General features: G+C 65.1%; 13 protein-coding genes and 1 pseudogene. 11 read left to right on the top strand and 3 right to left on the bottom strand.

Going from position 1 to position 14,318, the window contains the following annotated elements:
• Positions 1-30 precede the first annotated feature (30 nt).
• From ACODSM_RS09575 to ACODSM_RS09565, 3 genes are all read left to right on the top strand, one after another.
• Positions 31-1,467 (top strand): S41 family peptidase, encoded by a 1,437-nt coding sequence (locus ACODSM_RS09575; protein WP_015015478.1) that lies wholly within the window; start codon positions 31-33, stop codon positions 1,465-1,467.
• 105 nt (positions 1,468-1,572) lie between these two features.
• Positions 1,573-2,322 carry a HesA/MoeB/ThiF family protein gene (locus ACODSM_RS09570; RefSeq protein ID WP_488805092.1) on the top strand — a complete coding sequence of 250 codons (750 nt, stop codon included), beginning with the start codon at positions 1,573-1,575 and terminating at the stop codon, positions 2,320-2,322.
• A 112-nt stretch (positions 2,323-2,434) separates the two neighbouring features.
• A complete protein-coding gene (locus ACODSM_RS09565) occupies positions 2,435-2,872 on the top strand; it encodes a response regulator (protein ID WP_043566880.1) in 438 nt (145 codons plus the stop codon).
• A gap of 131 nt (positions 2,873-3,003) precedes the next feature.
• Here ACODSM_RS09565 and ACODSM_RS09560 read toward each other — a convergent pair whose 3' ends face one another.
• Entirely contained in the window at positions 3,004-3,636 is a 633-nt protein-coding gene (locus ACODSM_RS09560; RefSeq protein WP_015015475.1) for a response regulator, read from the bottom strand.
• A 122-nt stretch (positions 3,637-3,758) separates the two neighbouring features.
• On the opposite strand from ACODSM_RS09560, the gene ACODSM_RS09555 reads away from it, so the two are divergent.
• The 8 genes and pseudogenes from ACODSM_RS09555 (at position 3,759) to ACODSM_RS09520 (ending at position 10,685) form a co-directional block, all read left to right on the top strand.
• Complete coding sequence (locus ACODSM_RS09555) at positions 3,759-5,165, top strand: sensor histidine kinase (RefSeq protein WP_110960114.1); 1,407 nt, start codon at positions 3,759-3,761, stop codon at positions 5,163-5,165.
• Between the two features lie 303 nt (positions 5,166-5,468).
• The gene (locus tag ACODSM_RS09550) at positions 5,469-5,633 is read left to right on the top strand and encodes a DUF1328 domain-containing protein (protein ID WP_010463174.1); all 165 of its coding nucleotides are present in this window, start codon (positions 5,469-5,471) and stop codon (positions 5,631-5,633) included.
• Positions 5,634-5,707: 74 nt separating this feature from the next.
• A complete protein-coding gene (locus tag ACODSM_RS09545; RefSeq protein WP_110960112.1) occupies positions 5,708-6,100 on the top strand; it encodes a hypothetical protein in 393 nt (130 codons plus the stop codon).
• Between the two features lie 165 nt (positions 6,101-6,265).
• Positions 6,266-6,583 carry a BON domain-containing protein gene (locus ACODSM_RS09540; protein ID WP_015015472.1) on the top strand — a complete coding sequence of 106 codons (318 nt, stop codon included), beginning with the start codon at positions 6,266-6,268 and terminating at the stop codon, positions 6,581-6,583.
• Between the two features lie 183 nt (positions 6,584-6,766).
• A complete protein-coding gene (locus ACODSM_RS09535) occupies positions 6,767-7,948 on the top strand; it encodes a zinc-binding metallopeptidase family protein (protein ID WP_488805091.1) in 1,182 nt (393 codons plus the stop codon).
• Between the two features lie 93 nt (positions 7,949-8,041).
• Positions 8,042-9,574 carry a circularly permuted type 2 ATP-grasp protein gene (locus tag ACODSM_RS09530; protein ID WP_488805090.1) on the top strand — a complete coding sequence of 511 codons (1,533 nt, stop codon included), beginning with the start codon at positions 8,042-8,044 and terminating at the stop codon, positions 9,572-9,574.
• A 2-nt stretch (positions 9,575-9,576) separates the two neighbouring features.
• Positions 9,577-9,636: pseudogene (locus tag ACODSM_RS09525) on the top strand (alpha-E domain-containing protein); the annotation flags it as partial.
• Positions 9,637-9,725: 89 nt separating this feature from the next.
• Positions 9,726-10,685: an alpha-E domain-containing protein gene (locus ACODSM_RS09520; protein WP_488805089.1), complete on the top strand. Its 960-nt coding sequence runs from the start codon at positions 9,726-9,728 to the stop codon at positions 10,683-10,685.
• Here the strand turns inward: ACODSM_RS09520 and ACODSM_RS09515 are convergent.
• Together ACODSM_RS09515 and ACODSM_RS09510 are read right to left on the bottom strand one after the other, a co-directional pair.
• Positions 10,651-11,637: a transglutaminase family protein gene (locus ACODSM_RS09515; RefSeq protein ID WP_488805088.1), complete on the bottom strand. Its 987-nt coding sequence runs from the start codon at positions 11,635-11,637 to the stop codon at positions 10,651-10,653. The two genes, ACODSM_RS09520 and ACODSM_RS09515, sit on opposite strands and share 35 nt — an antisense overlap.
• Positions 11,638-11,639: 2 nt before the next feature.
• The gene (locus ACODSM_RS09510) at positions 11,640-14,285 is read right to left on the bottom strand and encodes a circularly permuted type 2 ATP-grasp protein (protein ID WP_488805087.1); all 2,646 of its coding nucleotides are present in this window, start codon (positions 14,283-14,285) and stop codon (positions 11,640-11,642) included.
• Between the last annotated feature and the right edge of the window lie 33 nt (positions 14,286-14,318).

The following is a 14,318-nucleotide window of genomic DNA, read 5'->3' as shown; positions in this document are numbered from 1 at the left end:
TATTGGTTTCGAAGCGGTAAAAGGTGTTGTATGGGCCACAAACTCAAGATTGCAGGATGGGTATCGGTAGGTGTGGTGGCGGGTGCGCTCACCACGGTGTCACTGCAAACGGTGGCGCGCGGCGCCATGACACCGCTACCACTTGAGGAAATCCAGCAACTCTCCGCCGTGTTTGGTCTGGTCAAGACCGATTACGTCGAGCCGGTGGATGACAAGAAGCTCATCACCGACGCCATCTCCGGCATGGTGTCCAGCTTGGACCCGCACTCCCAGTATTTCGACAAGAAGTCCTTCAAGGAATTCCGCGAGGGCACCTCCGGCCGCTTTGTGGGCGTGGGCATCGAGATCACGCAGGAAGACGGCCTGATCAAGATCGTATCGCCCATCGAGGGCTCTCCCGCCTTCCGCGCCGGCCTCAAGACCAACGATCTGATCACCAAGATCGATGAAACCGCTGTCAAAGGCCTGGCGCTGAATGACGCCGTCAAGCGCATGCGCGGCGAGCCCAGCACCAAGGTCACGCTCACCATCTTCCGCAAGGACGAGAACCGCACGTTCCCTGTCACCATCACCCGGGAAGAGATCAAGACCCAGTCCGTCAAGGGCAAGGTGATCGAGCCGGGCTACGCCTGGATTCGCCTGTCTCAATTCCAGGAACGCACGGTGGATGACTTTGTGCGCAAGGTGGAAGAGGTTTACAAGCAGGAGCCCAATCTCAAGGGCCTGGTGCTGGACCTGCGCAACGACCCGGGCGGCCTGCTGGATGCAGCCGTGGCCATCTCTGCGGCTTTCTTGCCCGAGAACGTGACGGTGGTGACCACCAACGGCCAGCTGGCCGACAGCAAGGCCACCTACAAAGCCGCGCCCGACTATTACCAGCGCCGGGGCGGCGGTGATCCGCTCAAGCGCCTGCCAGCGTCCCTCAAGTCGGTGCCGCTGGTGGTGCTGGTCAACGAGGGCTCGGCCTCCGCCAGTGAGATCGTGGCGGGCGCATTGCAGGACCACAAGCGCGCCACCATCATGGGCAGCCAGACTTTTGGCAAGGGCTCGGTGCAGACCGTGCGGCCGCTGGGCCCTGACACGGGCATCAAGCTGACCACTGCCCGCTACTACACCCCCAGCGGCAAGTCGATCCAGGCCAAGGGCATCGTGCCCGACGTGATGATTGACGAGTCGGAAGAGGGCAACATCTTTGCCGCCTTGCGCATGCGCGAGGCAGATCTGGACAAGCACTTGAACAGCGGCCAGGGTGAAGAGAAGAAGGACGAAGCCCGTGAAAAGGCCCGTGAGGAAGCCCGCAAGCGCATGGAAGAAGAGGCCAAGAAGCCTGCGGCCGACCGCAAGGTGCCCGAGTTTGGCTCCGACAAGGACTTCCAGTTGGTGCAGGCCCTCAACCAACTCAAGGGCCGTCCTGTGCTGGTCAGCAAGACGTTGACCGAACGCAAGGAAGAAAAGAAAGAGAATTGAGCCCTTCGCGCTCTGAACCCGGGCTGGATTTCGCGAGGAATCCAGCCTTTTTCATGTCCGCCTGTTTCACCGTTGATTTTTTGGCCGCTGCAGGCCAGCCTTCCCATGACCGACGACCAGCTCCTGCGCTATTCCCGCCACATCCTGCTCGACGAGGTCGGCATCGAAGGGCAGGAGCGGGTGCTGGCAGCCCATGCGCTCATCATCGGCGCTGGCGGATTGGGGTCGCCCGCTGCGCTGTATTTGGCATCCGCTGGTGTGGGGCGCATTACCCTCGTTGATGACGATGTGGTGGACCTGACCAACCTGCAGCGCCAGATCGCGCACACCACAGCCCGTGTGGGCACTCCCAAGGTCCAGTCGGCAGCGCTGGCCATGGCCGACATCAACCCCGAGGTGCAGGTCACCGCCCTGCAGGCCCGGGTGGATGCTGCAGCTTTGGACAGCCTGGTGCGTGATGCCACCGTGGTGCTCGACTGCAGCGACAACTACGCGACCCGCCAGGCAGTCAATGCGGCGTGTGTGCGCCATCACAAGCCTTTGGTGGCAGGGGCTGTGATCCAGTTTGACGGGCAGATCACGGTGGTGGACCCGCGCGATGCGCAGTCGCCTTGTTATGCCTGCATCTTCCCGCCCGACGCGGAGTTTGAGGAAGTCCGCTGCTCCACGATGGGGGTGTTTGCACCGCTGGTGGGTGTCGTGGGTGCGATGCAGGCGGCCGAAGCGCTCAAGCTCATTGCGGGGGTGGGGCAGTCGCTGGCGGGTCGGCTGCTCATGCTGGATGGCCGGGCCATGGAGTGGAACACCATGCGGGTGCAGCGCCATGCCGACTGTCCGGTATGTGTTGCGCGGTAGGACTCTTCCTACATGGCCAGCGTGCTGTGGCTGGCAGAATCCGGCGGACAGAAGCCTTAAATTCAAGGCTAGGACAGCGTGATCTGCGCTGTCCGTACAGATGGACCCGCCCGTGAAACTGCGCACCTACATTGTTGAAGACAACGCCACCATCCGAGAGAACCTGATCGGGACTCTGGAGGAGTTGGCGTCTGTGGAAGCAGTGGGCGTGGCAGAAACGGAAGACGAGGGCACGAACTGGTTGTCCACCCACCCCGAGGAATGGGACTTGGCCATCGTCGATCTGTTCTTGCGGCAAGGCAGCGGGCTGGGTGTGCTGGCGGCTTGCCGTACGCGCCGGCCCGGGCAGAAGATGGTCGTGCTCAGCAACTACGCCACGCCGGATGTGCGCATGCGCTGTGCGCAACTGGGTGTGGATGCGGTGTTCGACAAGTCCAACGAGATCGATGCCCTGGTGGACTATTGTGTGCAACACAGCAGCCTGTCGCACACCATGGGCGCCACCAGCAGCGGCGGAGCGCCAGCTGCGTCATCAGGCGCGGCCCAGTGACACCACCCGCTGCCGCGTGCGTAGGTGCATGCGGTGGTCGCGGTGTTTGCTTTTCTTCTCTTTTTTGGAGTGCGGCAGGTGACCTTGCCCGGGCCCTGCGAGGCAGCAGGGCGCAGGCAGGCGAGACGATGTCAGTCGATCAGGCGATTCTTGAGCGCGTAGTAGGTCAGGTCGCTGTTGGACGACAGGCTCATTTTTTCCATCAGGCGTGTGCGGTAGGTGCTGACAGTCTTCACACTCAGCGACAGCGACTTGGCAATGTCACCCGCCGTCTCTCCCTTGGCCAGCTTGAGAAACACCTGAAACTCGCGCTCCGACAGCTGCTCATGCGGCGGCGCGTCGTCCTTGCGGTTGAGTTGCTGCGCAAGCAGCTCGGCAACGGCAGGCGTCAGGTAACGGCGGCCCAGCGCGATGGTGCGGATGGCTTCCACAATTTCCGACGGCTCGCACTCCTTGTTCAGGTAGCCGCTCGCGCCCTGGCGGATCAGGTTGATCGCATAGTGTTCTTCGGGGTACCCGCTCAGGATCAGGATGCCCATGTCAGGCGCCTTGGCGCGCAGCATGGCCAGGGCATCCAGCCCGCTTTGGCCGGGCATCGACAGGTCCATCAGCAGTACATCGATTTCCTTGTTGCGCACCAGGTCGATGGCCTCACGGCCGTTGGCGGCTTCGCCCTCGACCCGAAGGTCCACATGCTCGGACAGGAACTGCTTGAGCCCGGAACGAACAATCGCATGGTCATCCACAATGCCGATCTTGATCATTGATGCTTCTTTCGAGGCGGCAGCCACAGACTGCCGGTGTGTGTTGAAGTCCAGATGCCCCATCGTGTCATGGCACGGCAGGGGCGTCAAAACGGTAGTCAGTCATTATCCAGAATAAGCGTATGAATCTCCAAGAAAACACCCGGCGTTGGTTACCAAAAGTCCGACAGATGGCCTTGAGCCTGCCCATGGCGCTGCTGGCGGCCATGGTGCTGGTGGGCATCAATGAAACGGGGCACATGCGTTCGCAAGATGCGGTGGAGCAATTGGCCCAGGGGCTCACCACACGGTCTGATGTGAACAAGCTGTTGCAGAGCATGCTGGACGCAGAAACCGGCCAGCGCGGCTATCTGCTCACGGGCAATGAAACCTACCTGGAGCCCTACGACAAGGCCGTGGCCACCGTGCAGACCAATCTCGACAGCCTGCGCATGCAGTTCATGGCCTCGCCGGAAGACATGCAGGAGTTTGCGCTGTTGTCGCGGCAGATATCGCGCAAGCTGGCCGAGATGGAACTGAGCCTGCGCCTGCGCCGCCAGGGCAACGAAGACGCGTGGAAGTTCATCCTCAACACCGATGTGGGCAAGGAACACATGGAGGCGATCCGCCAACATGCGCAAGAGCTCATCGCCCGCAGCGACAAGCGCCTGCAGCAAGGCCGCGAGCAGATCGAGCAGTCGCTGATGCTGTCGCGCATCGGCATTGCCACAGTCACTGCCATCGGCCTGCTGGCCTTTTACATGTACCTGCGCCAGACGCAGGCCGTGCAAACGGTGAACCTGCGCGAGCAAGAGGTGCTGGAGCGCGAGCGCGACCGCCTGGAGGGCCTCGTGCGCGATCGCACCGCGACGTTGTCTGAGCTGGCCAACCACTTGCAACAGGTACGCGAAGAAGAGCGCGGCCATCTGGCGCGAGAGCTGCATGACGAACTCGGCGCGCTGCTGACGGCCGCCAAGCTGGATGTGGCGCGCCTCAAGTCAAAGATCGACGCCACTGCCCCCGATGTGTCGGAGCGGCTCAAGCACCTTACGGAGACGCTCAACAGCGGCATTGCGCTCAAGCGCCGCATCATCGAAGACCTGCGGCCTTCGTCCCTGTCGAACCTGGGGCTCACGGCCGCACTGGAGATCCTGACGCGCGAATACGCCGAGCGCGCAGGCATCGACGTCGAGACCAGCCTGGAGCCGGTGCAATTGCCCGATGCAGCGCAGCTCACGGTGTACCGCATGGTGCAGGAGGCACTGACCAACATCGGCAAGTACGCCAAGGCCAGCAAGGTGCTGGTGTCGGTGCACGGCTACCCCACGCATGTGGCGGTGCAGGTGCGCGACGATGGCGTGGGTTTTGACCCCGGCAGCGTGCGCCCCACCTCGCACGGCCTGGCCGGCATGCGCCACCGGGTTGAGGCGGCGGGCGGGCGCCTCACGCTCACCTCGCGGCCGGGCAATGGCACTTTGTTGTCGGCCGTTTTGCCACTGCCGCGCACTGCCTCAGATACACGCCGCGACGCCGCTGCGCATGACGCCTGAAGCCCAGGCCTACGGCTTTTCCCATCCCCCTTCTTCCCCTCTCGCCGCGATGCACGGCTAACCGGGTACGGCCATCACGGGCACGGGGCGCTGCACCTGGGCCGTAGCACCGCCCTGCGCGGCGTAGCCGTCGGTATCTGCCCGTGCGTGCCGTCCTACACCACCCCCACTGCGCCGCCGACACGGGGGCGCGCCGCACACCGGCATTCAGGGCTGCGGGCGATACCTACAGTTGACCCCAGGCGCTGAGGTTTTGGCGCCACCCGATCTGCCGGCAAGCCGGCCACCCATAAGGAGATGGAAATGTTGCACTACGCAGTTGTTTTTCTGGTGATCGCGCTGATTGCAGCCCTCTTCGGTTTTGGCGGTATTGCTGCCGGCGCCGTGGGCATCGCAAAGATTCTGTTCTTTGTGTTCGTGATCATGGCCGTGGTCACCTTCGTGCTGGGTCTGCTCAAAAAGGGGTAAGCCTGGCCTGACGGCCCGGCCTTCGCCCCAGCCCCTCGCGCATTCCCCTTTTGCATATCCCAAGGAGTTTTTTGATGAGCCTTCAGACAGCAACCGACAAAGTGACGACTGGCGTTCGCAACCTCACCGATGACGTGCTGCAAAGCGCCCAAGAGGCTGTGCAGACCACGCGTGCTGCCGCAGACCAGTCGCTCGACAAGGCCGAAGAACGTGTGCGTGCCCTGCGCCGCCAGGCCGACCCCGCCATTGACGACCTGGCCGCCCGTGCCCAGGACCTGGCTGCCCGCAGCATTGACTACTGCGCCGAGACCAGCGCGCGTGCACGCCGCCAGATGCAGCAGGCCGCAGAAGCCACCAGCAAGTACGTGGCTGAGCAGCCCGGCAAGTCGCTGTTGATCGCCGCCGCATCGGGTGCCCTGCTGGCCACCGTGGCGATGTGGATGTCGCGCCGCCGCGATGCATACTGAGCGTTGAAAGTGGGTGATGCCGGCGTTCGTCCGCCGGTGCCCTGCCAGCTCTGATTTTTTAGCCCTTTTCCCACAGTCCGCCGGTCGCGGAGGGTGCAACAGACCGGTGGATTGAATATGTCCCAGCACCCGCGTTCCCAACCATTCTTGAACAAGGAAAACACCATGAAATACGCACGTGCCCTCGCTTTCGCCGCAGTTGCTGGCATCACCATCGTTACGGCCACAGGCTGCTCGGTGGCTCGCGAACAGCAGACTGTGGGTTCATATGTGGATGACGCTGGCATCACCGCTGCCGTGAAGGCCAAGATGGCCGAAGACAAGAACGTGTCAGCCACCTCCATCAGCGTGGAAACGCTGAACGGCACGGTGCAGCTGTCGGGCTTTGCCAAGTCGCAGACCGAAAAGAACCAGGCTGAAAACATTGCGCGCAATACCAAGCACGTGCGCGAAGTGCGCAACAGCATCGTTGTGCGTCCTTGACCGGATGGGGCTTGCGCCACGCGCATGTGCCTAACGCTCACGCCCGATGGCGTTACCCCCTGAAGCAGGCTCCGGGCATATCCCGGAGCCTGTTTTTTTGTGGGCTCCTCCGGCGCTGTGTCGGGAGAGCCTGCGCTTCGTTCACTCTCATTGCCCCGACCCACGGGGTATAAGCTCCACACCATGCGGGTATTCAATTGCGACCACTGCGGTCATCTGGTGTTTTTTGACAGCGTGCAGTGCCTGCATTGCGGCAGTACGCTGGCGTTTTTGCCCGATGTGCTGACCATCGCCGCGCTGACCCCTGCACCGCAGGACGGTGCCGAACTGTGGCGCCGCCGGGGCAGGCAGGGCGGCGCTCATTCCAGCGGGCGCCTGTACCGCATGTGCCGCAACCACACGGAACACCAAGCCTGCAACTTTGCGATACCTGTCCACGATTTCACAGAGCTGTGTGTGTCGTGCCGCCAGACCCGCGTGATGCCCGACCTGTCCGAGCCTGCGAACATGGGTCGCTGGATGCAGATCGAAGCCGCCAAGCGGCGGCTGTTCTACAGCCTGGCCCGCCTGGGGCTGGAGCCCGCGCCCGGCGGCACGAGCCCGGTGTTTGAATTTTTGGCCGAAGTGCCGGGCGGCCCGCCCGTGCTGACGGGTCACAACAACGGCACCATCACCCTCAACGTGGCCGAGGCTGATGACGATGAGCGCGCGCGCCGCCGCATCGCGCTGGGTGAGCCCTACCGCACGCTGATTGGCCACCTGCGCCACGAGTCCGGCCACTTCTACTGGGACCAGCTGGTGCGCGATGGCGGGCGGCTGGATGACTTTCGCCAGATGTTTGGTGACGAGCGCCAGGACTATGCAGCGGCCCTGGAGGCCCACTATGCCAAGGGCAATGAGGGCAACGACTGGGCCGACCACCATGTGAGCGCCTACGCCGCTGCCCACCCCTGGGAAGACTGGGCCGAAACCTGGGCGCACTACCTGCACATGATCGACCTGCTGGAAACCTCGGCCAGCTATGCCACCGAGGTCACCGTGCCCGGGATTTACGGCCCGCAGCGCAGCAGCGCCATCGACCCATTTGCCAGTCCGGCGCCCGACTTTCAGTCCATGGTGCAGCACCTGGTGCCGCTGACGCTGCTGCTCAACAGCCTCACACGCAGCCTGGGGCAGCCCGATGCCTACCCGTTTGCGCTGGCGAGCGCGGTGCTGGCCAAACTGCGCTTTGTGCACGACATGGTGCGCGAAGCCGCCTTGCGGCCGGCCCCTGTGGCCGCTTCGGCCCCCGTTCCGCTAGCTCCACCTGCTGCCAATCAAGGCATCAAAAAGAATAGCAAAACAGTCAATAAGGACCGGCGCTAGCAGGTGGTTTGGCTGAAATTTGGCGGCCATGCCGTCCGCTGGGCTTGAAAACGGCCTGGAACTTGCTTGAGGGCTTGCAGGAGATTGGCTCTCATGCAGAAGTTCGACGAGATGGTTACCCGGCTGCCCCTGGCCGGCCTGGACGGTGCGGCAGGCTGGGCGGGCAGCGATGTTCGGCCCCACTATGCGCGGTTTGCGCAATGGCTGGCGCGCCAGAGCGCCGAGTCCATGCAGGCGCGCCGCGCCGAGGCCGAGGTCATCTTCCGGCGCGTGGGCATTACCTTTGCCGTGTATGGCGCCAAGGACGAGGACGGCGCGGGCACCGAGCGGCTTATCCCCTTTGACCTGATCCCCCGCATCATCCCGCAGCAGGAATGGGCGCACATGCAGCGCGGCCTGGTGCAGCGGGTCACGGCGCTCAACCGCTTCATTCACGACGTCTACCACGGCCAGGACATCCTGCGCGCCGGCATCGTGCCCGCCGAGCAAATCCTGCGCAACGCCCAGTTCCGGCCCGAGATGGTCGGCGTTCATGTGCCGCTCGACATCTACTCCCACATCAGCGGAATCGACATCGTGCGTGCGCCGGATGCGTCGGGCGAGGGCGTGTACTACGTGCTGGAAGACAACCTGCGCGTGCCCAGCGGCGTGAGCTACATGCTCGAAGACCGCAAGATGATGATGCGGCTGTTCCCCGAACTGTTCGCACAGCACCAGGTGTCACCGGTGGCGCACTACCCGGACCTGTTGCTGGACACCCTGCGCGCCAGCGCCCCGGCCGGCGCGGCCAACCCGACCGTGGTGGTGCTGACGCCGGGCATGTACAACAGCGCTTACTTCGAGCACGCCTTCCTCGCGCAGCAGATGGGCGTGGAGCTGGTCGAGGGGCAGGACCTCGTGGTCAAGGACCAGTTTGTGTACATGCGCACCACATGCGGGCTGCAGAGGGTGGACGTGATCTACCGCCGGGTGGATGACGACTTCCTCGATCCCGATGTCTTCCGCCCCACCTCCACCCTGGGTTGTGCGGGGCTCATGTCCGCCTACCGGGCGGGCAATGTCGCCATCTGCAACGCCGTAGGCACGGGCGTGGCCGACGACAAGTCCATCTACCCCTACGTGCCGGACATGATCCGCTTCTACCTGGGAGAGGAGCCCATCCTGCAGAACGTCCCCACCTGGATGTGCCGCAAGTCGGACGACCTGCGGTACGTGCTGGACCATCTGCACGAACTGGTGGTGAAGGAGGTGCACGGCGCGGGCGGCTACGGCATGCTGATTGGCCCCGCAGCCACCCGGGCCGAGATCGACGCTTTCCGCGCAGCAGTCATCGCCAAGCCCGACGGCTACATCGCCCAGCCCACGCTGAGCCTCTCCAGCTGCCCTACCTATGTGGACAGCGGCATTGCTCCCCGCCACATCGACCTGCGGCCCTTTGTGCTCAGCGGCCAGAAGGTGCAGATGGTGGCGGGCGGCCTGACGCGCGTGGCCCTTAAGGAGGGGTCGCTGGTGGTCAATTCATCACAGGGCGGGGGCACCAAAGACACCTGGGTGCTGGGCGACCAGCCTGCGGCAGCGCAGGCCTCGCCGCTGCCCATGCAAACACAACGCCAAGGGAGGGAATGACCATGCTAAGCCGCACCGCCGATCATTTGTTCTGGATGGCCCGTTACACCGAGCGGGCAGAAAAGCCCTGCGCAGCGGGGCTTTCGAAAAAATACGGCAAGCGTGTGCAACACGCTCGGGGTTCTCTGCCCTCGTCCAAGAAGGAGATCACATGCTAAGCCGCACCGCCGATCATTTGTTCTGGATGGCCCGTTACACCGAAAGGGCAGAGAACACCGCCCGGATGCTGGACGTCAATTACCAGAGCGCGTTGCTGCCCCAATCGACCGAGGTCGCCACCCTCGGCTGGCAGGGCTTGCTGTCCATCAGCGAGCTGCTACCCGCCTACACCGCCCAGCATGGCGAGGTGACGCCCGTCAAGGTGCTCGACTTCATGGTCAAGGACCCGAGCAACCCTTCGTCCATCGTGGCCTGCCTGCAGGCCGCGCGCGAGAACGCGCGGGCGGTGCGCGGGGCGCTCAACACCGAGGCCTGGGAGATCCAGAACCAGACCTGGCTTGAAGTGAACCGCCTGATTGCGAGCGGTGCGTTGGAGCAGGACCCTGCACGGTTCTTCGAATGGGTGAAGTTCCGCTCGCACCTGTCGCGCGGGGTGACGGTGGGCACCCTGCTGCAGGACGAGGCGCTGCACTTCATGCGGCTGGGCACGTTTCTGGAGCGGGCCGACAACACAGCGCGGCTGCTGGACGTGAAGTTCCACGCGGTGCAAAGCGACTTCAGGGGCGCGGCCGCGGCGCAGGACCAAGACTATGACTTCTATCACTGGAGCGCCATCTTGCTCAGCGTGTCGGGCTTCGAGACCTACCGCAAGGTGTACCGCGATGTGATCACCCCCGAGCGTGTGGCCGAGCTGCTGATCCTGCGGGCCGACATGCCCCGCTCGCTGCACGCCTGCATGAAGGAGGTGCTGGGCAACCTCGACATGCTGGCCAGCGGCCAGTCGGCCGAGACCCAGCGGCACGCGGGGCGGCTGCTGGCGCACCTCAGGTTCGCGCGCATCGATGAAATCCTGACCCATGGCCTGCACGCCTACCTCACCCAGTTCCTGGAGCGGGTGAACGACCTGGGGGCGCGGATCAGCCGGGACTTCCTGGTGCCTGCGGCGGTGTGAGGGGTGCGTCTGACGCAGTCAGTGCAGCGGCCGCAGCACTAGTGGCCGCGGCTTCGGGCACCGGCTCCACCGTCACCCCCACCTGCAGCACATGGTGGTCGCCGCCGTGGATCACACCGCGCAGCGGCGACACATCCGAAAAATCGCGGCCGATGGCTAGCGTCACATAGTCCTCGCCCGCCGGCCGGTCGTTGGTGGGGTCCAGGTCAAACCAGGCGTTCTCGTCCTGCGCGCTGTCTCCACCATCCGCTGAAGGCGACCACACCGACACCCAGGCGTGCGAGGCATCGGCGCCCACCAGCCGGGGCTGTCCGGGCGGGGGCTCGGTCAGCAGGTAGCCGCTCACATAGCGGGCTGCCAGGCCCAGGCTGCGCAGGCAGCCAATCATCACGTGGGCAAAGTCCTGGCACACGCCCCGGCGCAGCCGCAGCGATTCGAGCGCGGGCGTACCCGCATCGGTGGCGTTGGCGGTGTAGGCAAAGTCGGCATGGATGCGCGACATCAGGTGGCTGGCGGCCTGCATCAGCGGGCGGCCTGGCGCAAAGCTCTTGGCGGCATAGGCCGCAAAGTCGGCGTGCCGGGGGATATAGGGCGAGGCAAAGCTGAACTCGGTGGCCGCGTGGTAGGGCTGGCCGCGCCGGTAGCTCAGGCGCTCGCGCACGGCCTCCCATGGCTCGCCGGGCGGTGCGGCGGGCACGGGTCGGGTCTCCAGCAGGCTTTCGGCGCGTACCCGCAGTTGCTCGTGGGTGAAGGGCAGGCTGAAGAACGTGCGGGTGTTGCCAAACACGTCCTGCACCATGTTGCACTGGGTTGGGGCGGGGTCCACCTGCAGGCTGTGGGTTAGCACTCGCTGCACCATGCCGGTGCGCGGGCGCAGATGGGCCATGTGCTGGGCGTTCTGCACCGTGGGGGTGTAGTGGTACACCGTTTCGTGGATGACGCGCAGCTTCATGGTCAAGCTCCTACGCTGTGCCGCAACGCATCGATGGAGTGGGTGAAGTAGCGCGTGGCCAGCACATCCGACAAGCCCATCACACCCCGCACACACCGGCCCAGATACTCTTCCAGCGCGGCATGGCGCCCCTCGGCATCCTGTGCGCACAGCGCCACCAGCGACAGGTCGGCCGCCTCAGGGATGCCCGTGGCGGCGGATTCGCCGGGCGTGCCCGCGGCCGCTTCGATCTTGGCAATGCGCCCGCGCAGCGTCTGCGCGACCCAGGCCAGCGAGCGGGGGTTGTCGCGGTCGATCACCAGCAGGTCCAGCAGGGCGGGCATGTCGCGCCGCTGCTGGTACTGCGCGTGGAAGGTGATGGTGCTGTCAAACAGCGCCACCATGGCCTCGAAGCCGCCCTCATCGTGCACGGCGCCGGTCTGCAGGCCGCTTTCCAGTGCCGAGGCCAGAAAGCCCAGGCGCTCCAGATGGCGGCCGATGGACAGCAGGCGCCAGCCGTCGTCGCGGGTCATGCGGTCGGTCTGCTGGCCGGTCATGGCGGCGGTGTGGCCGCTCAGCACTTCCAGCTGGCGCAGCGCATCCAGTGGCGAATAGTCGCCGTCGTCTTCGGCCCCGGTGCGGGGCGCAAAAAATTCCGCTTCGGCCCGCACGATGAGGTTCCAGTGCTCTTGCGACAGGCGGTCGCGCACGGCCGATGCGGCGCCCAGAATGCCGCGCAGGTTGAAGCCCACGCTGGTCACCTGCGCGGGTTGCGTCAGCCCGGCGATCAGCGAGCGCTCGAACACGCGCCGTGCTTGCCCTGCCGCCGGCACCGTGGGCAGCACCAGCCCCTGGCTCACGCCCATGGCGCTCAGCCAAGCCAGCAGCGGCTGCGAGGTCTGGTCCTCGCCGTTCAGGCATTGCAGCGTGATGCGCGCCAGGCGCGTGACGTTCTCGGTGCGCTCGGTGTAGCGGCCCAGCCAGAACAGGTTTTCGGCCGCGCGGCTGGTCACCTGGCGGCTGCGCTGCACCACGGCGGGCGCGGCCTGGTTGTGGGCCAGCAGCGTGGTGGTGTCCACGGGGTCATCGGTTTGCACCCACACATCGGCGCTGCTGCCGCCGCGCTGCATGGACGTGATGCCGCTGTCGCCTTGGGCCAGGCGGGCCAGCCCGCCCGGCAACACGCGCCAGGAGCCCGGGCCATCACACACTGCAAACACGCGCAGCATCACCGAGCGGGGGGCGATGGGGCTGCTATTCGGCGCGGCATCCTCCGTGTCCTTCGTGCGCCAAGTGGGCATTTGCGACAGCGGCAGGTGGGCCTGCACGGTGTATTCATCGCCCTGCGCTTCGATGCGCGCAGACCACTGCATCAGGTCTTGCGCCGACAGCGCGCCGCCCAGCACGGGCACGCGCTGCGCCATGGGCCAGGTGGGGCGGATCACGCTGTGCGCGAGCTGCGGCAGCACCGCCTGCATGGCCGAGCGCTCGCCACACCACCAGGTGGGCAGCGACGGCAGGGCCAGCTCTTCGCCCAGCAGGTGGCGTGACAGCGCGGGCATGAAGCCCAGCAGCGCCGATGATTCGAGAAACGCCGAGCCCGGCGCATTGGCCACCAGCACGTTGCCCGCGCGGATGGCCTGTAGCAAGCCGGGCACGCCCAGGCGCGAGTCGCTGCGCAGCTCCAGCGGGTCCAGAAACTCGTCGTCCAGGCGCTTCAATATGCCATGCACCGGCTGCAGGCCGTGCAGTGTCTTGAGGTACAGGCGTGCATCGCGCACCGTGAGGTCGTTGCCCTCCACCAGCGTGAGGCCCAGATAGCGCGCCAGGTAGGCGTGCTCAAAGTAGGTTTCGTTGTACGGGCCGGGCGTGAGCAGCACGATGCGCGCATCCGCCCCCGCAGGGCTCATCTGCCGCAGCCCGTCGAGCAACGCGCGGTAGGTGGCGGCCAGGCGCTGCACATGCATCTGGCTGAACGCCTCGGGGAACAGGCGCGAGATGAGCAGCCGGTTCTCCAGCAAATACCCCAGGCCCGAGGGCGCTTGCGTGCGTTGTGTGACCACCCACCAGTCGCCCTGCGCATCGCGCGCCATGTCGAACGCTGCGATGTGCAAATGGGTGCCGCCCACGGGCTGCACGCCATGCATGGCGCGCAGGTAGCCCGGGTGCCCCTGCACCAGGGCGCTTGGCAGCAGGCCGCTGCGCAGCAGCTCCTGCGGGCCATACACGTCAGCCATCACGCGGTTGAGCAGGCGCGCGCGCTGCAACACGCCGCGCTCGATGTGCGCCCAGTCGCCCTGCGAGAGGATCAGCGGGAACAGGTCCACCGACCAGGGCCGCTGCGGGCCGTCGGCGTCGGCATAGACGTTGTAGGTGATGCCGTTGTCGCGCACCTGCCGCTGCAGGCTCTGCATGCGCCGGTCCAGATCCTGAAAACCTTCTGGACCTAATTGATCAAAGAATTGGGCCCAGGCGCTAGTGATATTTGGGTTGGTTGCTATTGATTTAGGAGCTGATGCTGCGGTGGCCGTGCTGGAGTCGTCCGGCACACGGGCACCCCGCAACTCGTCAAAATGCCCGGCCGCCGCAGCAGGCGCCAGCGCAGCCGCCCATTGGGCCGCGCTGTCGGAAGGGTCGGGAGGGGGAAGGCTGTCGTTAAGATGGTTCACTGCGCTCGATTTTCGGGCATTTGGTCTCCGGCA

This window comes from Acidovorax sp. FG42 (assembly GCF_057809195.1).
Note: the sequence above shows the minus strand (reverse complement) of the source record. Positions and strands in the feature narration are given on the sequence as shown.